The sequence below is a fragment of the Cupriavidus sp. WS genome (assembly GCF_000395345.1).
Taxonomy (GTDB): Bacteria; Pseudomonadota; Gammaproteobacteria; order Burkholderiales; family Burkholderiaceae; genus Cupriavidus; species Cupriavidus basilensis_B.
On sequence record NZ_AQPL01000277.1, the window covers coordinates 18,551 to 42,434 of the forward strand.

The window sequence follows — 23,884 nt, forward strand, 5'->3', positions numbered from 1 at the left end:
CCCGCTTGACTGAAGACCTGTTCGGCGGCCTGCCGGAAACACCCGTGCCGGCCGCCGCGCCGGCGGCGCGCCCCGCACGCGGAAAAAGCGTGCAGGCGCCGCCGCCCGATCCCGCCCTCCTCGCGCTGGCCGAACGCCTTCCCGCCGGCCTGCATCTCGGTACCTCGTCGTGGTCCTACGGCGGCTGGAACGGCCTGGTCTACCAGGGCGAATACAGCGACAGCCTGCTCTCGCGCAAGGGCCTGGCCGCCTATTCGCAGCATCCGCTGCTGCGCGCAGCCGGCATCGACCGCGGCTTCTACGCGCCGATCCCGCTGGCCGACTACGTTGCCTACGCGGCCCAGGTGCCCGCGCATTTCCGCTTCCTGACCAAGGCGCCCGCCAGCATCTGCGATCCGTGGCTGCGCACCGCCGAGGGCGCGGGCCGGCTGGCCAACGCCAGCTTCCTGAACGCGGAGATCGCCGCGCGCGACTTCATCGGCCCGGCCACCGCGGGGCTCGGCGAGAAATGCGGCCCGCTGCTGTTCCAGCTTTCGCCGCTGGGCGCGATGGCCGCGGACGGCGCCGGCTTCCTGGCGCGGCTCGACGCCTTCCTCGGCGCGCTGCCCGCGCTCGATGCCGGCGCCAATCCGCATGCGTGCTACGCGGTGGAGCTGCGCGACGCATCCCTGCTCACGCCGCGCTTCATCAAGCTGCTGCGCGCGCGCGGCGTGCGCTTCTGCCTGTCGGCGCGCGAGCGCATGCCGCCGGCCGAGCGCCAGTTGCCGGCGCAGGCGCTGATGGACGAAGGCATGCCGGGGCCGCTGGTGCTGCGCTGGATGCTGCATGCGGGCTTCGCCTACGAGCAGGCCGAATCGCGCTACGCGCCGTTCGACCGGCTGCTGGACGAGGACCCGCACACGCGCGCGGTGATCGCCGAACAGGTGGTCCGCACGCTGCGCGCGGGCCAGCCCGCCTACGTGATCGTGAGCAACAAGGCCGAGGGCTGCGCGCCGCTGAGCTGCGTGCGGCTGGCCGAGGCCATCGCCGAGCGGCTGGCGCGCGACTGAGCGCGCCGGCGGATCAGCGCACCAGCAGGTGCGCGAACTTCTGCCGGAACTTGGCCAGCTTGGGCGAGATCACGAACGAGCAATAGCCCTGGGTCGGATGGGTCTGGTAGTAGTTCTGGTGGCCTTCCTCGGCGCGCCAGTACGGCTGGCCCGGCTCGATCTGCGTCACCAGCGGGGCGTCGTACAGCTTTTGCGCGGTCACTTCGCGCATCACGTACTCGGCCGTCGCGCGCTGCGGCTCCGAATGGGTGAAGATCACCGAGCGGTATTGCGGGCCGACGTCGTTGCCCTGCCGGTTGAGCGTGGTCGGATCGTGGATGGCGAAGAAGATCTCCAGGATCTCGCGGTACTTGATCACCGAGGGGTCGAACGTCACGCGCACCACTTCGGCGTGGCCGGTGTCGCCGTCGCAGACCTGCTCGTAAGTCGGATGGTTCACGTGGCCGCCGGTATAGCCCGATTCCACCGCCCGCACGCCCCTGACCTGCTGGTAGACCGCCTCCAGGCACCAGAAGCAGCCGCCGCCCAGGGTGGCGACCTCGCGCTCGCTTTCCAACTCTTTTTCCATCTTGTTCTCTCCGGCTCCGACGGTGGATTCAACTAGCATACTCGTTCGGCGCATCTCATGCCGCCCCGGCGCGCCCGCGGCGGCATGGCGGCAGGCCGTCCCCGCCGGGACGCATGCGGAGCGTGGCCGCGGTCATGCGTTTCCCGTCATGTGTCCGTGTTCCCGGCTAGGCAGCGGCGCCGGCCCGGACAACGCCACACTGGCGGGTCGGGATTGGGACTCCGCTACAATCCCCACGGCCTGTCCGGCCGGCAGGGCGCCGGGTCCGGGGGCACGCCGCCGCCTTGGTGCGCCAGCCCACCGATGCGCCGCGCCGGACGCCTTAGCTTGTACTTGTGCTTCTCGTCGCCGGCGCAAATAATATATGAAATTTCATGGATTCAAGTGGAGCCCGCGCTATGGGCATGCCTGAAGCCACGCCGCGCACCGTCGGCAAGGCTGCCTCTCCCGATTTCGACACGCTGCACTTCCGGCGCACGCTGTCCCAGTTCGCCACCGGCGTGACGGTCATCACCACGCGCGCGGGCCCCGGCTCGCCGCCGGGCGCGCCGTTCGTCGGCATCACCGCCAGTTCGTTCAACTCGGTTTCGCTCGATCCGCCGCTGGTGCTGTGGAGCATGGCCACGCGCGCCAACAGCCTGCCGATGTTCCGCGACGGCTCGCACTACATCATCAATGTGCTGTCGGACTCGCAGCTGGACCTGTGCCAGCGCTTCGCCACGCTCAAGGGCGACCGCTTCGCCGGCGTGGACTACCGCCTGTCCGAGACCGGCCTGCCGATCCTGGCCGATGCGCTGGCCTGGTTCGAATGCCACAACCGCAGCCGCTACGACGAAGGCGACCACGTGATCTTCGTGGGCGAGGTCGAGCGCTGCGGCGTGCACGGCCTCGCCGGCGGCCCGCTGGTGTTCCACGACGGCCGTTTCGGCACCACCCGCCCGCTCGCCGACTGAGGCGCCGGGCGCGCGCCATGACGCAACCGCAGCCATCTCCGCCGCCACCGCCGCCACCACCGGCGGGCGCCTTCGTCGACGGCTACCTGCCCTACCTGCTGGCGCGCGCGAGCCACCTGATGGCGGACGAGTTCCACCGGCAGGTGGAGGCCGCCGGCCTCTCGATCCCCGCATGGCGCGTGCTGGCCGCGCTGGCCGACCTGCCCGAATGCACCATCGGCGCGCTGGCCGATCTCACCCTCGCCAAGCAGCCCACCCTGACCAAGCTGATCGGCCGCATGGAGGCCGGCGGGCTGGTCGCGCGCCGCAACGGCGCGCGCGACCGCCGCCACGCGCTGGTTTCCATCACCGCGCGCGGCCGGGCCTGCGCGCGCGCCCTGCTCGCGCAGGCGGCGCGGCACGAGCGCCGGATGCTCGACGATTTCGGCCCGGCGCAGGCCGACCAGCTCAAGGACGCGCTGCGCCGGCTGATCGCGCTGCACGCGCCGCGCGAGGCGGCGCCCAGACAACGCGCACGCGGCGCGCAGGCAACGCTCAAGCGCCCGGCGCGCCCTTGATCACCGCCAGCGGCGAACCGTCGGTCTTGATCTTCTGCAGCACGATGTTGGAGCGGATGTCCATCACGCCCGGCGTGCGGTACAGCCGGTTGACGATGAAATCCGAGTAGTGCTTGAGGTTGCGCGCCTGCACCTTGAGGATGTAGTTGCTGTCGCCGGTGATGATGTAGGCCGACACCACCTCGGGCCACGCCTGCACCGCCGCGTTGAAGGTATCGTGCCAGCCCTCCACGTCGTGCCGCATCGACACCTGCACGATGGCCTCGATCTCCAGCCCGAGCTGCTCGGCGTCGAACCACGCGCGGTAGCCGCCGATCACGCCGCTTTCCTCCAGCAGCCGCACGCGGCGCAGGCACGCCGACGGCGACAGCGCCACGCGGTCGGCCAGGTCCTGGTTGCTGATGCGCCCGTTCTCCTGGAGGCAGGCCAGGATGCGCAGATCGGTAGGGTCCAGGTTCATTTCGCAGATTCTTTCCACATTCTCGTATTCGGTGAAATTCTATGCGAATCCGAGGCCGATACCCGGGGCATTTAGCAAGCCTCTTGCCTGGGATATTGACTATCATGCCGTCATCCGCTCCTCGCCGAGCCAAGGAACGCCGGACCCCGGCGCCACTCGCCCGCCCCGCCAATGACGAACCGCCCCGCCGCCACCGCCACGCCCGAGTGCCAGCTCTGGGACATCAGCCCGCCGCTGTCGCCCGACACCCCCGTGTGGCCCGGCGACACGCCGTTCCGGCAGGAGCGCGCGTGGCAGATGGACGCGCACTGCCCGGTCAACGTGGGCCGCATCACGCTGTCGCCGCACACCGGCGCGCATGCCGACGCGCCGCTGCACTACGCCGCCGACGGCGCGCCCATTGGCGCGGTCGACCTCGCGCCCTACCTCGGCCCGTGCCGCGTGATCCATTGCCTGGGCGCCGCGCCGCTGGTCGAGCCGCGCCACGTCGAACACGCGCTGGCCGGCACGCCGCCGCGCGTGCTGCTGCGCACCTACCAGGCCGCGCCGCTGGCGCGGTGGGACCCGGCGTTCTGCGCGGTGGCGCCCGCGACCATCGCGCTGCTGGCCGCCCACGGCGTGATGCTGGTCGGCATCGACACGCCCTCGCTGGACCCGCAGGAATCGAAGACGATGGAGGCGCACCGCATGGTGCGCCGGCACCGGCTGGCCATCCTCGAAGGGCTGGTGCTCGACGCCGTCGCCGCCGGCGACTACGAACTGATCGCGCTGCCGCTGCGCCTGGCCGGGCTCGACGCCAGCCCGGTGCGCGCCGTGCTGCGCAGCCTGGCCTGACGCGCAGGCCCACCGAATCCGTTTTTTCTCCAGGAAGCTCCCATGACCGCACCAAGCCGCGAGCAATGCCTCGCACTCGACCGGCAGGACCCGCTGCGCCCGCTGCGCGACCAGTTCGCGCTGCCCGAAGGCGTGATCTATCTCGACGGCAACTCGCTGGGCGCGCGCCCGCGCAGCGCCGCCGCGCGCGCCGCCGAGGTGGTGAGCGAGGAATGGGGGCATGGCCTGATCCGCAGCTGGAACACCGCCGGCTGGTTCGACCTGCCGCAGCGCCTGGGCAACAAGCTCGCGCCGCTGATCGGCGCCGGCGAAGACGAAGTGGTGGTCACGGACACCACCTCGATCAACCTGTTCAAGGTCCTGGCCGCAGCGCTGCGCGTGCAGCAGGCGCGCGACCCGCGGCGCAAGGTCATCGTCTCGGAAGCCAGCAATTTCCCCACCGATCTGTACATCGCGCAGGGCCTGGCCGACCTGCTGCAGCAAGGCTATTCGCTGCGCCTGGTCGACGCGCCGCAGGAGATCGACGCAGCGGTCGGCGCCGACACCGCGGTGCTGATGCTGACCCACGTGAACTACAAGAGCGGCGAAATGCTGGACATGGCCGCCGTGACCGCGATGGCGCACGCGCGCGGCGCGCTCACGGTGTGGGACCTGGCCCATTCGGCCGGCGCGGTGCCGGTGGCGCTGACGGCGTCGGGCGCGGACTACGCGGTGGGCTGCACCTACAAATACCTCAACGGCGGCCCCGGCTCGCCGGCCTTCCTGTGGGTCGCGCCGGCGCTGCGCGATGCGTTCTGGCAGCCGCTGTCGGGCTGGTGGGGCCACGCCGCGCCGTTCGCGATGGAGCCGGGCTACCGCCCGCGCGCGGGCGTGGGCCGCTTTCTGTGCGGCACCCAGCCGGTGACTTCGCTGGCGATGGTCGAATGCGGCCTGGACCTCTTCGCCCGGACCGACATGCAGGCGCTGCGCGCCAAGTCGCTGCTGCTGACCGACCTGTTCATCGCGCTGGTCGAGCAGCGCTGCGGCCACCATCCGCTCGAGCTGGCCACGCCGCGCGCGCACGCGCGCCGCGGCAGCCACGTCAGCTTCGCCCATCCCGACGGCTTCGCGCTGGTGCAGGCGCTGATCGAGCGCGGCGTGATCGGCGACTACCGCGAGCCGCGCATCGCGCGCTTCGGCTTCACGCCGCTGTACATCGGCTTCGCCGACGTGTGGGACGCGGTGGAGGTGCTGCGCGACGTGCTCGACAGCGGCAGCTACAAGGAAGCACGCCACCAGGCGCGCGGCCTGGTGACTTGAGGAGGAGAGCGACATGAGCGCCAACAAGGGATGCCCGATGTCGGGGCCGGGCGATGCCACGAACGCCGCCAACGCCACGAATGCCGCGGCGGCGGGCGGCGAGGCCGCCTGGCACGATGCGCAGATGGACTTCGCCGGGGACATGAGCTACGGCGACTACCTGGCGCTGGACCAGATCCTCAGCGCCCAGCATCCGCTCTCGCCCGAGCACAACGAGATGCTGTTCATCGTGCAGCATCAGACCAGCGAGCTGTGGATGAAGCTGGCGCTGCACGAGCTGCGCGCGGCGCGCGAGTGCGTGCGCGGCGACCAGTTGCCGCCGGCCTTCAAGATGCTCACGCGCGTGTCGCGCATCATGGAGCAGCTGGTGCAGGCGTGGAACGTGCTGGCCACCATGACGCCGCCGGAATACTCGGCGATGCGCCCGTATCTCGGCATGTCGTCGGGTTTCCAGTCCTACCAGTACCGCGAGATCGAGTTCATCCTCGGCAACAAGAACGCCGCCATGCTGCGCCCGCATGCGCACCGGCCCGAGCACCTCGCGCTGGTAGAGGCGGCGCTGCGCACGCCGTCGCTGTACGACGAGGCGATCCGCCTGATGGCGCGGCGCGGCTTCGCCATCGACGCGGGCTGCATCGAGCGCGACTGGACCCGCCCGGCCGGCGAGAACGCCTCGGTGGAGGCGGCGTGGCTGGAGGTCTACCGCCAGCCCGGCGCGCACTGGGAACTGTACGAACTGGGCGAGAAGTTCGTCGACCTGGAGGATGCGTTCCGCCAATGGCGCTTCCGCCATGTCACCACGGTGGAGCGCGTGATCGGCTTCAAGCGCGGCACCGGCGGCACCGAGGGCGTGAGCTACCTGCGCAAGATGCTCGACGTGGTGCTGTTCCCCGAACTGTGGAAGCTGCGCACCGACCTCTGACGCGCGCTCAGGGCGCCGGGTCCGACAGCCGCGCGGCCAGCGCGCGCAGGGCCGGCGCCAGCTTGTCGTGGAACACGGCCTCTTCCACGGAACCGTAGGAGGCGCTGCAGCTCAGCATGTGCAGCTCCTTCTCCCCCACCGGCCGGAACGCCACCGCGCAGGCGTGGATGGCCGGGTGCCAGTCGCGGAACGAGGCCGCGTAGCCCTGCCCGGCGGCCTGCGCCAGTGCCGCGCGCGTCGGCCCTTCCTGCGTCTTCCATTGCTCCGGGAAAGCCTGCGCGAATTCCGCCAGCACGCGCTCGCGCCGCGCCGCCGGCAGCGCCGCCAGGTAGGCGCGCCCCATCGAGCTCGACACCAGCGACAGGCGCGAGCCCACGCCCAACCCGAGCATCACGCCGGCATCGTTGCGGATCGACTCCAGGTAGATCACCTCCATGCGCTCGCGCTTGCCGAGCGAGACCGAGACCCCGTAGGACTGCGCGAACGCCAGCATGTGCGGCCGCGCCAGCGCCACCACGCCGGACGCCGACAGGTATGCATAACCGAGCGCCAGCACGCCGGCGTCGAGCGCGTACTTGCCCAGGCTGTCGTCGTAGCGCAGGTAGCCGAGCTGCACCAGCGTGCCGGCCAGACGGCTCACGGTCGCCTTGGGAAAACCGGTGCGGCGCACGAAGTCCTGGTTGCCCAGCATCGCTTCGCCGGTGCGGAAACAGCGCAGCAGCTCCAGGCCGCGCGCCAGCGCGGCGACGAAGTTGGGATCGCTCTCGCGCGGCGCGGGGCCGGCGGCATCCGCCTGCTGCGTGGCGGGCAAGGCTTGCGGTTCGGTGGCCAAGAGAGCGCTCCGGCTGGTGGAATGGGAAGGTGCCGCGGCCGCAACGGAAGGGGCCGCCACGGTCATGCCGATTCCGGCTATTGCACGGACCGCGCATTGCGCTATACTACATCATCGGAACAAAGTTCCGCAATGCGGAACTACAAAATCGCGGCGAAAGTCACGAAAGTCACCGCAGACCGCGGAATGCGCCGATGCTTTTGTTGAGGCCTGCTGACCCCAGGCCACCCGCGAGACCGCCCGGCCCGATCCGCCGCGCCATCCCGCCGGCGCCCGCAACCCCCTGCACGAACCCGCACAACGCACTGCACTACCGAAGGAGACCTACATGGCTGCCAACGCCGAATTCAACTGGGCCGACCCGCTGCTGCTGGACCAGCAACTGAGCGACGACGAGCGCATGGTGCGCGACGCCGCCCAGGCCTATTGCCAGGACAAGCTCGCGCCGCGCGTGCTGCAATCGTTCCGCAACGAGAAGACCGACGTCGAGATCTTCCGCGAAATGGGCGAGCTCGGCCTGCTGGGCCCGACCATTCCCGAGCAATACGGCGGCCCGGGACTGAACTACGTGTCCTACGGCCTGATCGCGCGCGAAGTGGAACGGGTGGATTCGGGCTACCGCTCGATGATGAGCGTGCAGTCCTCGCTGGTGATGGTGCCGATCTACGAATTCGGCAGCGAAGCGCAGAAGCAGAAATACCTGCCCAAGCTCGCCACCGGCGAGTGGATCGGCTGCTTCGGCCTGACCGAGCCGAACCACGGCTCGGACCCGGGCTCGATGGTCACGCGCGCCAGGAAGGTGGCGGGCGGCTATGAACTGAGCGGCGCCAAGATGTGGATCACCAACTCGCCGATCGCCGACGTGTTCGTGGTGTGGGGCAAGCTGGCCGGCGACGACGGCAAGGAAGCCATCCGCGGCTTCATCCTGGAAAAGGGCTGGAAGGGCCTGTCGGCGCCCGCGATCCACGGCAAGGTCGGCCTGCGCACCTCGATCACCGGCGAGATCGTCATGGACCAGGTGTTCGTGCCGGAAGACAACCTGATGCCCGGCGTGTCCGGCCTCAAGGGTCCGTTCACCTGCCTGAACTCGGCCCGCTACGGCATCGCCTGGGGGGCGCTGGGCGCCGCCGAGTTCTGCTGGCACACCGCGCGCCAGTACACGCTGGACCGCCAGCAGTTCGGCCGCCCGCTGGCCGCCAACCAGCTCGTGCAGAAGAAGCTGGCCGACATGCAGACCGAGATCACGCTGGGCCTGCAAGGCTGCCTGCGCCTGGGCCGCATGAAGGACGAAGGCACCGCCGCGGTGGAAATCACCTCGATCATGAAGCGCAATTCGTGCGGCAAGTCGCTCGACATCGCCCGCGTGGCGCGCGACATGCTCGGCGGCAACGGCATCTCGGACGAGTTCGGCGTGATCCGCCACGTGGTCAACCTCGAAGTGGTCAACACCTACGAAGGCACCCACGACATCCACGCGCTGATCCTGGGCCGCGCCCAGACCGGCATCCAGGCCTTCTACTGAAGCCTGCGCCCGCCCCGTCTCCGAAATCCAAGGGCAAGAAGCAAAAAGGCCCGGCTGCGAAGCCGGGCCAAGCACACTACCAAGGAGAGACGACGGGCGAGCCCATCGTGTTACAACACCGTGACACGCCGGCCGGCGCCACGCGCCCGGCCGGCCTGCCGCCGGGCCCCTAGCGATTGGGCTGCGGCGTCAGGCGAAGGTAAGGCCGCACGGCCTTGTAGCCCTTCGGGAATTTCTGCTTGATCACTTCCTCGTCCTTCAGCGAAGGCACGATCACCACGTCCTCGCCGTCCTGCCAGTTGCCCGGCGTGGCGACGCTGTGGTTGTCGGTGAGCTGCAGCGAGTCGATCACGCGCAGGATCTCGTTGAAATTGCGCCCGGTGCTGGCCGGGTAGGTGATGATGAGGCGCACCTTCTTCTTCGGGTCGATCACGAACAGCGAACGCACCGTCAGGGTCTCGTTCGCGTTGGGATGGATCATGTCGTAGAGCTGCGAGACCTTGCGGTCGCCATCGGCGATGATGGGGAAGTTGACCGTGGTGCCCTGCGTTTCGTTGATGTCCTTGATCCACTCGCGATGCGATTCGACCGGGTCGACCGACAGCGCGATGACCTTGACGTTGCGCTTGGCGAAATCGCCCTTGAGCTTGGCGGTCAGCCCCAGCTCGGTGGTGCAGACCGGCGTGAAGTCCGCCGGATGCGAGAACAGCACGCCCCAGCTGTCGCCCAGCCATTCATGGAAGCGGATCGGGCCGTCGCTGGAGTCCTGCTCGAAATCCGGCGCAATATCGCCTAGACGTAGTGCCATCTCTGTCTCCTTCCGCGAGAAATTGGGGTTGAACCAGTTTAGTCCGATTGCGATCCAACCCAAACAAATATAAAGTCACTACAAAATCACCTTTTCATCTTAAGGACTTTTGTCTCAAGTCAGCGTCCTACATAACTTGTCGGACCCGTGGTGTTGAAACCACGGCGGCTCCCCGCATATGCTAAGAAAGAGGGCGAGAAGGCTGCCCGACACCGTGCGAGGAAGGCAAAATGTCACAATCCGAAACCACCGCCCGCAAACAGGAGAAACTGATGAGCGATGTCAAGACCGTTTTGTCCGATGCCGAAGAACTGCTTAAGCAAGCGGCCTCGACCACCGGCGAGAAAGCTGCCGAACTGCGCGAGCGCGGCATGGGCCTGCTGAAGCAGGCCAAGGAAAAGGCGCAGGACCTCCAGGACGCCGTCGTCACCAAGAGCAAGGCGGCCGCGCGCGCCACCGACGACTACGTGCACGATCACCCGTGGCGCGCCGTCGGCGTGGCGGCCGGCGTCGGCCTGCTGGTCGGCCTGCTGCTCAACCGCAAGTAATCCTGAACCATGCGACCCGCCGGGCCTGATGGCCCGGCGCCAGGAACGAGTGCCCCGCGTTAGCCGTATTGCGCCCACGCATTGCGCAGCGCGCGGCAACATGCGGAGCAAACGCCCTCCGGCGGCATGTTCCGCCGGCCCGGCTCCCGTCCGCAACCGGTGCAGCCCCGTGCTGCACGCCCTTGCCGGAATTGCATGAGCGACCCGACCTCCTCTCCCAAGTTCATGGACGCCCTGCGCAGCCTGGCAGGATCGCTGGTGGCGATGGTGCAGACGCGCCTCGAACTCGCCAGCGTCGAACTCGCGGAAGAACGATCGCGCCTGATGAAGATGGCCTTGCTGGCCTGCTTCGGGCTGGTGTTCTTCGGCCTGTCCCTGGTCACGCTGACCGTGCTGATCGCCATCGTGTTCTGGGACACCTACCGCTGGCAGGCGCTGGGCGCGCTGGTCCTGTTCTACCTCGCCGCGTGCGCGGTCTGCCTGGCGCTGGCGCGCCACCTCGTGCGGCATGCCCCGCCCCTGTTCGAGGCCACCCTGGCCGAGATCGACAAAGACCGGGAGATCCTGCGCCGATGAGCACGCCGTCCAACCCCAGCGACGCACCGGCCGAACGCGCCGATGAGCGCGCCAACGAGCGCGCCGACACCGCCGCGACCCGCGACGCCGGCCAGCCGCGCGCGCATCCGCGCCCGGTGCGCTATTCGCGCGAAGTGCGCCTGCCGCTGGCGATCCGCAAGGAACTGCTGATCACGCGCGCCGCGCTGGAGCGCTATGACTGCGCCCAGGCGCTGCACCAGGTGCGCGGCAGCGCGGCGCGCTTCGGCCGCCTCGGCAACTGGCTGCCGCGCGTGGCGCAGCCCGCCTCCTTGCTCAAGCTGCTGGGCCTGGCGCGCGACTACCCGGTCCTCAGTTCCACGATTTCCCTGGCGCTGCCCCTGCTGCGCAAGACCCCGGTGCTGCGCTGGGGCTGGAAGCTGGCCAAGCTCGGCGGCCTCGCCGCGGCCGGCTACTGGGCCTACGATACCTGGCAGAAAGGTACCGCCGGCGACACCCGGACCGCCCGCGCGCCCGGCGCCGCCGACACCGGCTTTCGCGATCCGCTGGTACGCTAGTCCGCAGCCCGCCGCCGATAACCGATAGCCACCCGCCCCGGCCCCGGCCACCACCGGCCTGCCGGTCGGCGCGCCCGCGCCCTGACCGGCGCCCCGGCGAGTTGTCATGCCGGGACGGGATAATCCCGTGCCCCCGGGGGATTTTCCACGCAAGGTGACAGCGCCATGACCCAACCAGCAGACATGCAGCAGAAGGCGTTCTACCTGCTGCTGGCCGCAGTCTCGATCGCATTCTGCTTCGTGCTGTGGCCGTTCTTCGGCGCCGTGTTCTGGGGCGCCATCCTCGCCATCATCTTCACGCCGCCCAACAACTGGCTCACGCGCCGCATGGGCGGGCGCCGCAACCTCGCCGCGCTGGCCACGCTGACGCTGTGCCTGCTGATCGTGGTGCTGCCGCTGATCTTCGTGGCCGGCGCGCTGGCCCAGGAGGTCAGCACGGTCTACCAGCAGATCAAGACCGGGCAGCTCAACTTCGGCGCCTACTTCCAGCAGGCCGTGCACGCGCTGCCGCCGTCCGTGAACCGGGTGCTGGACCGCTTCGGCATGGCCGACATCGCCGGCGTGCAGGCCAAGCTCACCGCCGGCGCCGCGCAGGGCAGCCAGCTGATCGCCACGCAGGCGCTGAGCATCGGCCAGAACACGTTCCAGTTCGTGGTCAGCTTCGGCGTGATGCTGTACCTGCTGTTCTTCCTGCTGCGCGACGGCGCGGAGATCTCGCGCCGCATCGTGCAGGCCATTCCGCTGAGCGAGCCGCACAAGCAGCACCTGCTGCGCAAGTTCACCACGGTGGCGCGCGCCACCGTCAAGGGCAACATCGTGGTGGCCGCCGTGCAGGGCGCGCTCGGCGGGCTGATCTTCTGGTTCCTCGGCATCCAGGGCTCGCTGCTGTGGGGCGTGCTGATGGCCTTCCTCTCGCTGCTGCCGGCGGTCGGCGCGGCGCTGATCTGGGGGCCGGTGGCGATCTACTTCCTGCTCACCGGCGAGGTCGGCAAGGGCGCGGTCCTGATCGGCTTCTGCGTGCTGGTGATCGGCACGGTGGACAATGTGCTGCGCCCGATCCTGGTCGGCAAGGACACCCGCATGCCCGACTGGGTGGTGCTGATCTCCACGCTGGGCGGCATGGCGCTGTTCGGCCTGAACGGCTTCGTCATCGGCCCGCTGATCGCCGCGCTGTTCATCGCCAGCTGGGACCTGTCCACCTCCACGCGCGAGGAAATCGAACGCCGCGAGGCCACGCAGGACCAGGAAGACCAGGACCAGCCGCCGTCGCCCGCGCCCGATGCGGCGACAGCGCCATCAGCGCCATCCGCTCCGGCCGCCCCGCGCGACCGCGTGCCCGCGGCGCAACGCGCCGAGTGAGCGCGCCGCGGGCCACCCCGAACCCATCCAGGAGCCAGCCTTGAACCAGAGCAACGCAAAGACACCCAGGCACTACACGGTGCGCGAGCTGTTCCGCAAGCCGGACCGCTCCCAGTTCTCGATCTCGCCGGACGGGCGCCATCTTTCCTTCCTGGCGCGCCACCAGGGCCGCCAGAACGTCTTCGTGCAGGCCATCGACGCCGACGGCAACCTGCTCGGCGAAGCGCGCCCGCTGACCGCCGAGACCGAGCGCGACCTGCCCTTCCACACCTGGAAGGGCAACGCCCACATCCTCTACATCAAGGACTTCGGCGGCGACGAGAATTTCCACGTGCTGTCGGTGCCGGTCGACGGCGGCGAGCCGGTCGACCTGACGCCGTATCCCGGCGTGCGCGCGGAGATCGTGGACGACCTCGAGGACGACGACCGCCACATCCTGCTGTCCCACAACAAGCGCGACCCGCAGGTCTTCGACGTGCTGCGCGTGGACGTCGCGACCGGCGAGTCCGTGCAGATCGCCGAGAATCCCGGCAACGTGATGAGCTGGGGCACCGACCACGCCGGGCGCCTGCGCGTAGCCACCGCCAGCGACGGCGTCAACACCACCCTGCTCTACCGCGACACCGAGGATGAGCCGTTCCGCCCCATCCTCACCACGGATTTCCGCGAGACGGTCGCGCCGCTGTTCTTCACCTTCGACGACGCGCAGCTCTACGTGCAGTCGAACCGCGGCCGCGACAAGCTCGCCATCTTCGAGTTCGACCCGCACACCGCGCAGGAAGGCAAGCTGGTGTTCGAGCACGGCGAGGTCGACGTCGGCGGCCTCGGCTACTCGCGCCACCGCCGCGTGCTCACCGCCGCCTGGTACACCGACTGGAAGACGCGCCGCCATTTCTTCGACGCGCGCAGCGAGCGGATCCACGCCGACCTCGAGCGCCAGCTGCCCGGCTACGAGCACCACGTCACCAGCATCACGCGCGACGAGACCCGCATGATCGTGTCCGCGTCGAGCGACCGCACCACCGGCACGCGCTACCTGTACGACAGCGACACCGGCAAGCTGGTGTCGCTGGGCCAGATCCTGCCGTGGCTCGACGAGGCCGACATGGCGCCGATGCAGCCGGTCGGCTTCACCTCGCGCGACGGCCTGCAACTGCACGGCTACCTGACGCTGCCGCCGGGCGCCGAGGCGCGGAACCTGCCGCTGGTGGTCAACCCGCACGGCGGCCCGTGGACGCGCGACGTATGGGGCTTCAACCCCGAAGTGCAGTTGCTGGCCAACCGCGGCTACGCCGTGCTGCAGGTCAACTTCCGCGGCTCCACCGGCTACGGGCGCAAGTTCTGGGAAGCCAGCTTCAAGCAATGGGGCCGGACCATGCAGAACGACATCGACGACGGCGTCGACTGGCTCGTCGCGCAGGGCATCGCCGATCCGCGCCGCGTGGCCATCTACGGCGGCAGCTATGGCGGCTATGCGGTGCTCGCGGGCGTGGCCTTCACGCCCGAGCGCTACGCCGCGGCCATCGACTACGTGGGCGTGTCGAACCTGTTCACGCTGCTCGAGACCATTCCCGCCTACTGGAAGCCGATGCTCGACATGCTCTACGAGATGATCGGCAACCCCAACGACGAGAACGACCGCAAGGCCATGCACGATGCCTCGCCGGTGTTCTTCGCCGACCGCATCCGCACGCCGCTGCTGGTGGCCCAGGGCGCCAACGACCCGCGCGTCAAGCAGGCCGAGAGCGACCAGATCGTGGAGGCGCTGCGCAAGCGCGGCGTGGACGTGGCCTACCTGCTCAAGGAAAACGAAGGGCACGGCTTCCACAACGAGGAAAACCGCTTCGACTTCTACGAGGCGATGGAAGCGTTCCTGGCCAGGCACCTCGCCAGGGCCGACGTCCGGGCCTGATCTGGCGCGCGGGCGCGCAGGAAGGCGTGGCGGGCGACCGCCACGCCTTTTTTTCATCCGCCGCGCGTCAGGGCGCCGGCATGAACGCGAACGGCGGCGCCGGCACGAACGACGCCGACACCTCTCCCGCATAGACCTGCCCCCTGTCCATCGCCAGCTTCAGCACCGGCGCGCCAGCTTTCAGATTCAGCTTGTCCAGCGACACCCAGAACGTGTCCGGGCGCGTGGCCGAGTCGAAGTAGTAGACCAGGTTCTTCTGGTCCGACACGGTGCGCCAGATGGTCGAGGACAGGTTGGGCTGGTCCGGCGTGCTGATGCCGAGCGGCACGCTCACCGAACGCATCACGCTCATCACGCCGGCCACGGCCTGGAACGCGTAAGACCGGTTCGGCACGCCGGCGATGTAGTTCGGATCGAGCTGCTTCGGAATCGCGTCGAGCAGGAACGACGCGCGCACGAAGCGGTCCGCGGCGCGATTGGTGCCGGGCAGGAACGTCAGGCCGCCGACGCCCTTCCAGTAGGTGTCGAGCGCAAGCTGCTCGCTGTAGGCCGGCGAGTTCGTCATGACCTTGAACGCCTTGCCGTGGTGGATGATGAGCTTGCCGCCGAGATACTCGAGGATGGCCGAATCGCCCTGCGCGTCCGACAGCGAAAGATGGATCGTCAGCGGCTTGCCGTTGGGCAGCGGCGGCGCGATGACCTGGAAGGGATTCTGGCCAAGCACGCCGACCGCTTCGGCGACGGTGGCGAAATTGTCGAGCGCATACTGCGCCCACAGGCTGATGGCGATTCCCGCGCGGCGCGCGTCGGGCCTGCCGTAGTCGGTCTCGGCGAGATACAGCGCATTGGCGACCAGCCCGCGCTCGTTCATGCCGTCGACGCTGCCGATCTCATAACCCGACACGACCACGCTGCCGTATTTCGACGTCCAGCGCGGCGAGCGCGGCCCCGCGGCGCCGTCGCGCCCGATGCCGGCGGGAAACACCCAGAGATTGGAGCCCATGTCCTCGGACCAGTCCATCGAGCGTCCGGTGATCACCTGGCCGTCCGCGCCGACATACAGCACGCGCGTGCAGCCGTAGGCGAGCGAGACGCCCAATGCGGTCAGTGCGATGGCGATCGCGCCCAGCGCCGCGAGCCGGAACTTCCGAAAATGCCGCAACATGACGTTCTCCTCAATGCGCCGAAGCGGCGACGACTTCCAGCGTGCCGTCGATCACGAACTGCACGCCCATGCAGACCAGCAGGAACCCCATCACGCGCGAGATGGCCTCGACGCTGCCATTGCCGAGAAAGCGCACGAGCTGCGTGGACGAGCGCAGGCAGATCCAGAACAGCAGGCCCAGCAGCACCGCGACGATCACCGGCGCCGCCGCCAGGACCCAATGAGCATATGCGTCCTGCTTGCCGCTGAGCTTGGAGGCGAGGCTGATGACGATCGCGATGGAACCGGGCCCGGCGGTCCCCGGAAATGCCAGCGGCACGAAGGCGATATCGGCGGAATTCTCCTGGCTTTGCTCGGCTTTTTTCTTGCCGGTTTCCGGAATGTCCGTTGCCGCGGCCGAGGGAAAAAGCATCTTGAAGCCGAGAAAGGAAACGATCAGGCCGCCGGCGATGCGCATGCCCGGAATCGATATGTCGAACGTGCGCATGATCCACGTGCCGGAGTAATAGGCCACCAGCATGATCGACGTCACGTAGCAGGCGCCGAGCCGGATCTGGCGCTTGCGCCTGGCGTCCGGCATGTGCGCGCCCAGCGCCAGCAGCAGCGACATGGACGCCAGCGGATTGGCCAGCGGAAGCATCAGCGTCAAGCCGATGCCCACCAGCCTGAACAACTGGAGAATCTCTGCGCTCATAGGGAGCCACTCCCGAAGTCAGCGATGCGGATCGTTCGCCAGAACGAATTGGTTCATGATAGTCCAGTTCAATTCTTTATCGCGTAAAAAATTGAAATTACGGAATTATCGAAAAAACTTTTACGCGATGGCTTATCGGACTTTATGGCTATCCGATCTGAATCGTCCGGTTAAATCCAATGCGCATGCGCATAGTACGAATCGCGGCCGTCGCCAGCGGGCCGGCCGGCCCGCGCCGGCCGCCAGCCGCTGCGGCCAGCACCCCGCCGACACCCGCCAGCACCCCGCCGGCAGCGCCGCGGATTTCCCCGCGCGGCACCGCCGCCGCAACTCTTGGACAAGGCGCATTCCGTGCTGCTATATTGCCTGCATTGTTTCCGACGCAGCGGCATGGAAGCGAGCTGGCCGATCCTTGAAACCGATCATTGAACTGACGATGTTTCAGACAGAAAGCAGCGCACTCACGCCCTTCGGGCAATGGACTCGCGGCCGCCGCCGCATGCCGGCGCTGGCCGCGCTGGCCGCGCCGTGCGCCTCGCTGCAGGGCTGCGCGTTCGGCGGCGCGCCCGCGTTCGACCTGTTCGGCGCCTACTTCCCGCTCTGGCTGCTGAGCGCGCTGATCGGCGCGCTCGGCGCGGTGATTGCGCACCGGGTGTTCGTCGCCACCGGATGGGCGCAAATCGTGCCTTGCCAACTGCTGGTCAACACCGCAATCGGCGTGACGGTCGCCGTGCTCGCCTGGTTGCTCGGAACGGGACAATTTCCATGAAGCTGGCCGGCGCACGCCAACCCGCCATCCGCGGCCGCCTGATCGCCGCGGCCATCGTCGTGCTGGGCATCGGCATGGCGTTCTACGCCTATCACCGCATCGCGCGCTTCCCGTCCTCCGACGACGCCACGCTCGACGCCGACGTGGTCCACGTGGCCTCGCCGGTCGGCGGCAGGATCGCCCGGCTGTGGGTCACGGAGAACCAGCAGGTCGCCAAGGGCGCGCCGCTGTTCCAGATCGACCCCGAGCCCTACCGGCTGGCCGTCGCCCAGGCGCAGGCGGACCTGGAGCTGGCGCAGGCCGCGCTCGGCACCCGGCGCAGGAGCATCGCCAGCGAGCAGGCGGCGGCGTCGATCGCCGCCGAGCAGGCCGCGCGCGCCGCGCAGAACTACGCCCTGACCGCGCGCACGGTGGAGCGCCTGCGCCCGCTCGAAGCGGACGGCTACGTGCCGGCCCAGCAACTGGACCAGGCCCAGGTCACGCAGCGCGACGCGGCGATCTCGCTCAGGCAGGCCAAGGTGCAGCGCTCCGCCACGGCCCAGGCGGTGGGCGACGAAGCGGGCGCGGTAGCGGCCATGCACGCGCGCCAGGCCGCGCTGGCCATCGCGCGGCGCGCGCTCGACGACACGCTGGTGCGCGCCCCGCACGACGGCCGCGTCACCGGGCTGACGGTCCTGTCCGGCGAAGTGGTGGTGCCCAACCAGTCCCTCTTCGTGCTGATCCATACCGGCGAATGGTTCGCGGTGGCCAACTTCCGCGAAACCGTGCTGGCCGGGATCAAGGCCGGCGATTGCGCCACGGTCTACTCGATGATCGACCGCAACCGCGCCATCCGCGGCACCGTGACGGGCATCGGCGCCGGCGTCGTCGACACCGACCGCGTCAACCTGCCGCGCTCGCTGCCCTACGTGCAGGCCTCGGTGAACTGGGTGCGCGTGGCGCAGCGCTTCCCGGTGCGCATCCGCCTGGAGGAAGCGCCCGAGGCGCTCGCCCGGGTCGGCGCGAGCGCCACCGTCGAGATCCGGCATGGCGCGGCCTGCCGCTGACGGCGCGCGGCTGCGCCCGGGCGACCTCGCCCGGCTGCTCGCGCCCGCGCCGGGACGCGCGCAGGCGGCCGCGCGCATCGCGCTGACCTGCACGCTGGTGGTGCTGGTGACGTGCATCTACCGCACGCCCGAGGCCGCGATCTCGGCCTATGTGGTGTTCTTCATCACCCGGCCCGACCGCGCCAGCAGCATCCTGATGAGCGTCGCCGCGCTGGTGCTGCTCAGCTTCGTGATCGGGCTGGTGATGCTGGTCGCGGTCTTCAGCGTCGACAGCCCGGGGCTGCGGGTGGCCTGCATCGTGCTGCTGTCGGCCGGCCTGCTGTTCCTGACCTCGGCCAGCAAACTGCGCCCGATCGGCGCCATCGTGGCCATGATCGTCGGCTTCGCGCTCGACGAGCTCGGCATCGTGCCCACCGGCGAGGCGGCCACGCGCGGCCTGCTCTACGCCTGGCTGATGGTGGCGATTCCCATCGGCGTCAACGTGGCGGTCAACCTGGTGCTGGGCCGCTCGCCGCGGCGCCTGGCCTGCGGCCGGCTGGCGCAGTGCCTGCGCGTGGCCGCCGGCAGCCTGCGCGCGCCGCGGGCCGGCCGCGACGCGCTCGACGCCTGCCTGCGCGAAGCGGTGCAGCCGGTGGCCGGCTGGCTCTCCCTGGCCAGGCTGGAAGGCACGCTGCCGCCCGCCGAGCTGGCCGCGCTGCGCCACGCCGCGGCCTCCACCACCGCGATCCTGCTGGCGACCGATGCCGTCACCCGCGAACCGTGCGAGCACCTGCCGGCATCGTTCGCGGCGCCGATTGCCGACACCCTGGACGAGATGGCGCGCCTGCTCGGGCAGGGCGGCTATCCGGTCGACATCGCACTGACGCCGCCGCCGGCGGAAAGGCTCCCGGCCGCGGCGAAAACGGCGGCGGCGAACCTGGTGGCGGCCATCAATGGCTACGCCGAAACCCCGGCGCCGGACAGCGACGCGGCGGGCAATGCGGCAGGCAAGGCGGCAGGCAAGGCGGCGGGCAAGGCCACGAACAAGGCAGCAGACCAGGCGCATGCGTCCGCCTTCTTCCTGCCCGACGCCTTCTCGAATCCCGACCACGTCCGCTACGCACTGAAGACCACGGCCGCCGCCACGTTCTGCTATCTGCTCTACATGCAGCTCGACTGGCCCGGCATCCACACCTGCTTCATCACCTGCTACCTGGTATCGCTGGGCACCGCCGCCGAGACCGTGGAGAAGCTCACGCTGCGGCTGGCCGGCTGCGCGGCCGGCGCGCTGCTCGGCACCGCCGCGCTGGTGTTCGCGGTCCCCGCGCTCACCTCGGTCGGCGCGCTGATGGCGCTGGTGTTCGCCGGCACGCTGGTGTCGGCGTGGATCGGGCAAGGCTCGCCGCGCATCGCCTACGCCGGCTTCCAGGTCGCCTTCGCGTTCTTCCTGTGCGTGCTGCAGGGCGCCGCGCCGGGCTTCGACCTGACCATCGCGCGCGACCGCATCATCGGCGTGATGCTGGGCAACCTCGTGGTCTACCTCGTCTTCACGCGGGTCTGGCCGATCAGCATCGCCGGCCGCATCGACGCCGCGCTGGCGGACCTCGCCGCGCTGTGGGAACAGCTGGCCGCGACCCGGCACGCCGACACGCGGCGCCGACAGGCCGCGGCCGCGCTGGCGCTGCAAGGCACCATCCACGAAGACCTTTCCCTGGCCCGCTACGAGCCCGCGTCGATCGGCCCGGCGCCGGCGTGGCTCGAGCAGCGGCACCAGGTCCTCGACAGGTTCGGCGCGATGGCCGGCCCGCTGTTCGTGCTGGCGGAGACGTCGCCGGGCGATCCGGAGATCGCGCGCCGGCTGCGCCGCGCGAGCGGCGCCGCGGCCGGTGACGCCACCGCTGCGCCGGACGCGCCCGACGCACCCGATATGCCCGATGTGCCCGACGCGCGCGCGGCCCTGCTCACGCTCATCGACAGGCGGCTGGCCGAAAGCGGCCGCGCCGCGCCGCGCGGCGCCGCCAAGGAATCCCCACGCCATGCACCCACCTAGCCCGCGGGCGGCCCTTTCCATGCTGGCCGCCGCGCTCGCGGCCGGCTGCGCTACCTCGTCCCTGGAGCTGGCGCCCGCGCGGCCGGACCGCCCGTGGCAACCGGAAACCACCGCCAGCGGGGAAATCGTGCCGGCCCCGCCGCGGCAGGCCGCCGCGCCGCCCGTCTATGTCCTGCCCGCCAACAGCACGCTGGCGGCGCTGCCGCTGCCGCCGGACCTCGATGCCGCGCACGCCTACACGCTCGCCGAGCTGATCGACATGGCGGAATCCGCCAACCCGCTCACCCGCATCGCCTGGAACGACGCGCGCAACGCGGCGCTGGCGACCGGCATCGCCAGGAGCGCCTATCTCCCGCAGATTTCCGCCACCGCGATGGGCGGCTACCAGAGCGGCCACGGCTCCACCTCGACGCTGCTCGGGCAGGCCTCGGCCGACGCCTCGGCGCACGGCACGATCTCGGCGCTGTCGCTGCAATGGCTGCTGTTCGATTTCGGCGAGCGCGCCAGCCTGGTCGAAGCGGTGGAGCAGACCTCGGTGGCGGCGAACATCGCCTTCTCCGCGGTCCACCAGCAGGTGATCCACGACGTCAGCGTGGCCTTCTACCTGTACCAGGCCGCCCGCTCGCGCGCCGGCACGACGCAGCAGGCGCAGGACAACGCGGACGCCGTCCTCGCGGCCGCGCAGGCGCGCCGCCAGCAGGGCATCGGCACCGTGGTCGAAGTGGCCCAGGCCACCCAGAACCGCGCCCAGGCCAGGCTGGCCCTGGTGCAGGCGCAGGGCGCGCAAAGCAACGCCTACCTGGGCCTGGTCTCGGCCATCGGCATCTCGCCGCTGGCCAGGCCGCAGATCGCCGAGCTGCCGGTGCGGCCGCTGTCGCCCGCGCTGCGCCGCTCGATCGAGGAGATCGTCGACACCGCCATCGCCAGCCGGCCCGACATCCTCGGCGCCTACGCCGCCGAGAAGGCCAACCAGGCCAAGGTCCGCGCGGCCGAGGCGGAGTTCCTGCCCAAGGTCTTCGTCTCCGCCGCCACCTCCTACGCATCCGGCGGGACCGCGATCAGCGCCCTGCCCGCGGTCGGCCAGCAGGCGCCGACCGTGAACCTCAACGGCAGCCGCTACGGCGGCAGCGTCTTCCTCGGCATCACCATCCCGCTCTACGACGGCGGGCTGCGCTCCGCCGTGCTGGCGCAGGCGCGCAACAACGCCGAGAACGCCTCGACCAGGCTGACGCGCGCGAAGGAAGACGCGGTCCGGCAGATCGTCATGAGCCAGAACGCGCTGGAGACCAGCCTCGCCGCGCACGAAGCGGCCAGCGCGCTGGCCGCGGCCGCGCAGACCACCTACGACGCGGCTTTCGCCGCCTACCGCAAGGGCGTGGGCACGATCACCGACGCCACGCTGGCGCAGAACCAGTTGCTGCTGGCCCGCAATGCCGCCGTCGACAGCTACAGCGGCGCCTTGTCCGCGGCGGCCACGCTGGCGCTGGCCACGGGCGCCATCGGCGCCCTGCGCGACGAGTCCGGCGCGGACGGCCGCCTCGTGTTCCCGCCCTCGCGCGGACGGCACGGCTGAGGCCGCGCCTGCCGCGCTTATGGCAAGGGTTGCACGATGGCGATGGCGGTATTGCCGTTGCCGGCCGCAAACGGGCTGCCCGGCACCGCGGTCAGCGCGCCGGTGACCGCATCGATCCGGAAACCATAGACGGCACCGTTGAATGCCGGCGTATAGAGAAATCGTCCGTTCGGATCGATGCGCAGCCGCTGCCCGTTGCTGCCGACCGGCGTGGTCCCCAGGGCCGCGACAGGCAGGCCGGTCACGCCGTCGAGGCGATAGGCCGCGATGCTGTTGCTGGCGCTGCCGAGGACGTAAGTGAATTCCCCCGAAGGCGTGAGCGCGATGTCGGTTGGCGATGCCTCCGTCGTAAATATGCTCGTGAACAGCGGCGCGCCCGTGCCTGACGAAATGCTCGCGACGCCGACCAGGTTGCTCAAGGTGTAGGGCATGTACAGAAATGCGCCGTTGCCGGACAGCACGGCGCCATTGGGCTGCGAGCCAGCCGGTGCCGCTATCGAAAGACTTTCAAGCGAGCCGGTGCCCGCATTGACGCCGATCTGCCACACGCTGTCCTGCACGGCATTGATTGCGTACAGGGATATGCCATCCTGGGAGATCGCGAATCCGGTCGTCGCGCCTGGGGAAGTCGGTGCCGGGATGGCACTGATCATCGAAGGGACGAACGTCGCGGCGTCGATCGCGAAACTGCTCACCACGCCCGGCCCGCCGACATGAATCCACTTCCCGCTCGGATGGACGGCAATCGTCCCCGGCGCACCGAAGGGCACCGTTGCCGTCGCGCCCGGGATGACGGAAAGGGCGCCGCTCGCCGGGTCCAGCCGAAAGCCGACGACGGACGCGGTATCGGTGGCGATGGTGTATCCGACCAGCCCGGAAGGCAGGAACGCGATGTCGCGGACCTGCCCGGCCGCGGCAAAGGGACTGCCGGGCACCGCCGTGAGCGTCCCGCTCGCCGGCTCGGTCCGGTAGACCGACAGCGTGCTGTCGTCGCGGTTGGCAACCACCACGAACTGGGCCTGCACGCAGGCGATCGCGATGCTGGTCACGTTGGCGGCCGCCATCGTGCCGGACCCGTTCGATACCGTGCAGGTCTGGCCGGCCGGCTGGCCGGACACAGTCACCGCGTAGGCCGATGCCGCCGTCCGCGGCGTCGGCAGCGAAAACGAACCGTTGGCATTGACGACCAGCGTATCGCCATTGCTGTCGGCCAGTTGCAGGCTCTTGCCCGCGGCCAGCCCGGCAAGCGTGCCGCCCAGGGTATAGGTCGGCGGCGGCGGCGCGGCGGCGCGCGCCAGCGCCGCATTCGCGCACAGCCGGGCGCCGGCCGGCGCGTCCGCGCAAGCCGTCAGCGTGGCCGCGCCGGCGGCGACGGCCGATGCGGGGCTGGCCACCTGGGCGGCATGCCCGTCCGCGGCCGCCGTCACGACGAAGGTCGCGTCGTCGCTGGTCCACGACCAGTTGGCCAAGTCCGCCGCGCCGTCGACGCCATCGGAACGCCGCACGGCGACAGCCACCGGCTGCGCGGCGCCGCCCGCCGTCACGGTCAGCAACGCCGGCGACAGCGTCAGCGTGTAGGACTTCGCCGCAGGCGGCTGCACCGTGAGGTGCGTGGTGCTGGTGGCCTGGCTGCCGTCGGGCAGCGTCGCCGTGGCGACAATGTCGACCTCGCCCGGCGCCAGCATGCGCACCGACGCATAGGCGCCGACCGGCTGCATCATGCTGGCCGCCGCCGGCGCCTGATCGGAGGCCGAGACCACCACCGCGACCGCTTCGCTGGAAGACGACCACGCGAACCTGGCGCCCTTGACCTCGAGCCCGTCGGCGCCGAGCAGCGTGGCCTTCAGGGTCAGCGTGCCGCCCTGCGCGGGCG

The 23,884-nt window shown here is 69.9% G+C and carries 23 protein-coding genes; 16 read left to right on the top strand and 7 right to left on the bottom strand.

All coding sequences use genetic code 11. The features are described from left to right. Positions 1-5: 5 nt before the first annotated feature. Positions 6-1,049 (top strand): DUF72 domain-containing protein, encoded by a 1,044-nt coding sequence (locus K206_RS0122270; protein WP_020204603.1) that lies wholly within the window; start codon positions 6-8, stop codon positions 1,047-1,049. A 13-nt stretch (positions 1,050-1,062) separates the two neighbouring features. On the opposite strand, the gene msrA is transcribed toward K206_RS0122270, so the two are convergent. Further along, the gene (gene msrA, locus K206_RS0122275; protein WP_020204604.1) at positions 1,063-1,617 is read right to left on the bottom strand and encodes a peptide-methionine (S)-S-oxide reductase MsrA; all 555 of its coding nucleotides are present in this window, start codon (positions 1,615-1,617) and stop codon (positions 1,063-1,065) included. A gap of 398 nt (positions 1,618-2,015) precedes the next feature. Here msrA and K206_RS0122280 point away from each other — a divergent pair, with 398 nt between their 5' ends. Further along, positions 2,016-2,570 carry a flavin reductase family protein gene (locus K206_RS0122280; protein ID WP_020204605.1) on the top strand — a complete coding sequence of 185 codons (555 nt, stop codon included), beginning with the start codon at positions 2,016-2,018 and terminating at the stop codon, positions 2,568-2,570. 17 nt (positions 2,571-2,587) lie between these two features. After that, entirely contained in the window at positions 2,588-3,127 is a 540-nt protein-coding gene (locus K206_RS38970) for a MarR family winged helix-turn-helix transcriptional regulator (RefSeq protein ID WP_020204606.1), read from the top strand. Here K206_RS38970 and K206_RS0122290 read toward each other — a convergent pair. Next, complete coding sequence (locus K206_RS0122290) at positions 3,105-3,587, bottom strand: Lrp/AsnC family transcriptional regulator (RefSeq protein ID WP_020204607.1); 483 nt, start codon at positions 3,585-3,587, stop codon at positions 3,105-3,107. The genes K206_RS38970 and K206_RS0122290 overlap by 23 nt on opposite strands. Before the next feature lie 171 nt (positions 3,588-3,758). Between K206_RS0122290 and kynB the strand changes: the two genes are divergently transcribed. From kynB to kynA, 3 genes are read left to right on the top strand one after another with little or no spacing between them, the layout of a single operon-like run. Continuing rightward, the gene (kynB, locus tag K206_RS0122295; RefSeq protein WP_020204608.1) at positions 3,759-4,421 is read left to right on the top strand and encodes an arylformamidase; all 663 of its coding nucleotides are present in this window, start codon (positions 3,759-3,761) and stop codon (positions 4,419-4,421) included. Between the two features lie 42 nt (positions 4,422-4,463). Beyond that, positions 4,464-5,720 (top strand): kynureninase, encoded by a 1,257-nt coding sequence (gene kynU, locus K206_RS0122300; RefSeq protein WP_020204609.1) that lies wholly within the window; start codon positions 4,464-4,466, stop codon positions 5,718-5,720. Between the two features lie 13 nt (positions 5,721-5,733). Next, positions 5,734-6,642, top strand: a complete 909-nt coding sequence (kynA, locus tag K206_RS0122305; RefSeq protein ID WP_020204610.1) for a tryptophan 2,3-dioxygenase — start codon at positions 5,734-5,736, stop codon at positions 6,640-6,642. 7 nt (positions 6,643-6,649) lie between these two features. Here the strand turns inward: kynA and K206_RS0122310 are convergent, their stop codons facing one another. Next, positions 6,650-7,453 carry an IclR family transcriptional regulator gene (locus K206_RS0122310; RefSeq protein WP_029043939.1) on the bottom strand — a complete coding sequence of 268 codons (804 nt, stop codon included), beginning with the start codon at positions 7,451-7,453 and terminating at the stop codon, positions 6,650-6,652. Positions 7,454-7,802: 349 nt separating this feature from the next. On the opposite strand from K206_RS0122310, the gene K206_RS0122315 reads away from it, so the two are divergent. After that, entirely contained in the window at positions 7,803-8,996 is a 1,194-nt protein-coding gene (locus tag K206_RS0122315) for an acyl-CoA dehydrogenase (RefSeq protein WP_020204612.1), read from the top strand. A gap of 169 nt (positions 8,997-9,165) precedes the next feature. Here the strand turns inward: K206_RS0122315 and K206_RS0122320 are convergent, their stop codons facing one another. Further along, positions 9,166-9,804: a peroxiredoxin gene (locus K206_RS0122320; RefSeq protein WP_020204613.1), complete on the bottom strand. Its 639-nt coding sequence runs from the start codon at positions 9,802-9,804 to the stop codon at positions 9,166-9,168. A gap of 230 nt (positions 9,805-10,034) precedes the next feature. Between K206_RS0122320 and K206_RS0122325 the strand changes: the two genes are divergently transcribed. From K206_RS0122325 to K206_RS0122345, 5 genes are all read left to right on the top strand, one after another. Next, complete coding sequence (locus K206_RS0122325) at positions 10,035-10,352, top strand: YqjD family protein (protein ID WP_369796917.1); 318 nt, start codon at positions 10,035-10,037, stop codon at positions 10,350-10,352. 195 nt (positions 10,353-10,547) lie between these two features. Further along, positions 10,548-10,928 carry a phage holin family protein gene (locus tag K206_RS0122330; RefSeq protein WP_020204615.1) on the top strand — a complete coding sequence of 127 codons (381 nt, stop codon included), beginning with the start codon at positions 10,548-10,550 and terminating at the stop codon, positions 10,926-10,928. Then, positions 10,925-11,464, top strand: a complete 540-nt coding sequence (locus K206_RS0122335) for a DUF3318 domain-containing protein (RefSeq protein ID WP_020204616.1) — start codon at positions 10,925-10,927, stop codon at positions 11,462-11,464. Before K206_RS0122330 ends, K206_RS0122335 begins: the two co-directional genes overlap by 4 nt. A 183-nt stretch (positions 11,465-11,647) precedes the next feature. Then, on the top strand, positions 11,648-12,823 hold the full coding sequence (locus K206_RS38975; RefSeq protein ID WP_020204617.1) for an AI-2E family transporter: 1,176 nt from the start codon (positions 11,648-11,650) through the stop codon (positions 12,821-12,823). A 40-nt stretch (positions 12,824-12,863) separates the two neighbouring features. Then, a complete protein-coding gene (locus tag K206_RS0122345) occupies positions 12,864-14,735 on the top strand; it encodes a S9 family peptidase (protein ID WP_020204618.1) in 1,872 nt (623 codons plus the stop codon). A 67-nt stretch (positions 14,736-14,802) separates the two neighbouring features. Here the strand turns inward: K206_RS0122345 and K206_RS0122350 are convergent, their stop codons facing one another. Beyond that, complete coding sequence (locus K206_RS0122350; protein WP_020204619.1) at positions 14,803-15,900, bottom strand: linear amide C-N hydrolase; 1,098 nt, start codon at positions 15,898-15,900, stop codon at positions 14,803-14,805. Between the two features lie 10 nt (positions 15,901-15,910). Next, positions 15,911-16,594: a MarC family NAAT transporter gene (locus K206_RS0122355; protein ID WP_020204620.1), complete on the bottom strand. Its 684-nt coding sequence runs from the start codon at positions 16,592-16,594 to the stop codon at positions 15,911-15,913. A 499-nt stretch (positions 16,595-17,093) separates the two neighbouring features. On the opposite strand from K206_RS0122355, the gene K206_RS0122360 reads away from it, so the two are divergent. The 4 genes from K206_RS0122360 to K206_RS38980 are packed head-to-tail and all read left to right on the top strand — an operon-like array spanning position 17,094 to position 22,011. After that, the gene (locus K206_RS0122360) at positions 17,094-17,363 is read left to right on the top strand and encodes a YtcA family lipoprotein (protein WP_020204621.1); all 270 of its coding nucleotides are present in this window, start codon (positions 17,094-17,096) and stop codon (positions 17,361-17,363) included. Further along, a complete protein-coding gene (mdtN, locus tag K206_RS0122365) occupies positions 17,360-18,409 on the top strand; it encodes a multidrug transporter subunit MdtN (RefSeq protein WP_020204622.1) in 1,050 nt (349 codons plus the stop codon). Before K206_RS0122360 ends, mdtN begins: the two co-directional genes overlap by 4 nt. Next, positions 18,390-20,438, top strand: a complete 2,049-nt coding sequence (locus K206_RS0122370) for an FUSC family protein (protein ID WP_020204623.1) — start codon at positions 18,390-18,392, stop codon at positions 20,436-20,438. Before mdtN ends, K206_RS0122370 begins: the two co-directional genes overlap by 20 nt. Next, positions 20,425-22,011: a TolC family protein gene (locus K206_RS38980; RefSeq protein WP_052165957.1), complete on the top strand. Its 1,587-nt coding sequence runs from the start codon at positions 20,425-20,427 to the stop codon at positions 22,009-22,011. Before K206_RS0122370 ends, K206_RS38980 begins: the two co-directional genes overlap by 14 nt. Before the next feature lie 17 nt (positions 22,012-22,028). On the opposite strand, the gene K206_RS0122380 is transcribed toward K206_RS38980, so the two are convergent. Further along, positions 22,029-23,884, bottom strand: a 1,856-nt coding sequence (locus tag K206_RS0122380) for a beta-propeller fold lactonase family protein (protein WP_020204625.1), incomplete at its 5' end; no start/stop codon positions are given.

Bases quoted from the DNA above. Each gene is read 5' to 3' on its own strand.
- K206_RS38970 (WP_020204606.1), top strand. From the start codon at position 2,588: ATGACGCAACCGCAGCCATCTCCGCCGCCACCGCCGCCACCACCGGCG.
- K206_RS38975 (WP_020204617.1), top strand. From the start codon at position 11,648: ATGCAGCAGAAGGCGTTCTACCTGCTGCTGGCCGCAGTCTCGATCGCA.
- K206_RS0122280 (WP_020204605.1), top strand. From the start codon at position 2,016: ATGGGCATGCCTGAAGCCACGCCGCGCACCGTCGGCAAGGCTGCCTCT.
- K206_RS0122290 (WP_020204607.1), bottom strand. From the start codon at position 3,587: ATGAACCTGGACCCTACCGATCTGCGCATCCTGGCCTGCCTCCAGGAG.
- K206_RS0122325 (WP_369796917.1), top strand. From the start codon at position 10,035: ATGTCACAATCCGAAACCACCGCCCGCAAACAGGAGAAACTGATGAGC.
- K206_RS0122370 (WP_020204623.1), top strand. From the start codon at position 18,390: ATGGCGCGGCCTGCCGCTGACGGCGCGCGGCTGCGCCCGGGCGACCTC.
- K206_RS0122335 (WP_020204616.1), top strand. From the start codon at position 10,925: ATGAGCACGCCGTCCAACCCCAGCGACGCACCGGCCGAACGCGCCGAT.
- mdtN (WP_020204622.1), top strand. From the start codon at position 17,360: ATGAAGCTGGCCGGCGCACGCCAACCCGCCATCCGCGGCCGCCTGATC.
- kynB (WP_020204608.1), top strand. From the start codon at position 3,759: ATGACGAACCGCCCCGCCGCCACCGCCACGCCCGAGTGCCAGCTCTGG.
- kynA (WP_020204610.1), top strand. From the start codon at position 5,734: ATGAGCGCCAACAAGGGATGCCCGATGTCGGGGCCGGGCGATGCCACG.
- K206_RS0122315 (WP_020204612.1), top strand. From the start codon at position 7,803: ATGGCTGCCAACGCCGAATTCAACTGGGCCGACCCGCTGCTGCTGGAC.
- K206_RS0122360 (WP_020204621.1), top strand. From the start codon at position 17,094: ATGCCGGCGCTGGCCGCGCTGGCCGCGCCGTGCGCCTCGCTGCAGGGC.
- K206_RS38980 (WP_052165957.1), top strand. From the start codon at position 20,425: ATGCACCCACCTAGCCCGCGGGCGGCCCTTTCCATGCTGGCCGCCGCG.
- K206_RS0122320 (WP_020204613.1), bottom strand. From the start codon at position 9,804: ATGGCACTACGTCTAGGCGATATTGCGCCGGATTTCGAGCAGGACTCC.
- kynU (WP_020204609.1), top strand. From the start codon at position 4,464: ATGACCGCACCAAGCCGCGAGCAATGCCTCGCACTCGACCGGCAGGAC.
- K206_RS0122355 (WP_020204620.1), bottom strand. From the start codon at position 16,594: ATGAGCGCAGAGATTCTCCAGTTGTTCAGGCTGGTGGGCATCGGCTTG.
- K206_RS0122330 (WP_020204615.1), top strand. From the start codon at position 10,548: ATGAGCGACCCGACCTCCTCTCCCAAGTTCATGGACGCCCTGCGCAGC.
- K206_RS0122350 (WP_020204619.1), bottom strand. From the start codon at position 15,900: ATGTTGCGGCATTTTCGGAAGTTCCGGCTCGCGGCGCTGGGCGCGATC.
- msrA (WP_020204604.1), bottom strand. From the start codon at position 1,617: ATGGAAAAAGAGTTGGAAAGCGAGCGCGAGGTCGCCACCCTGGGCGGC.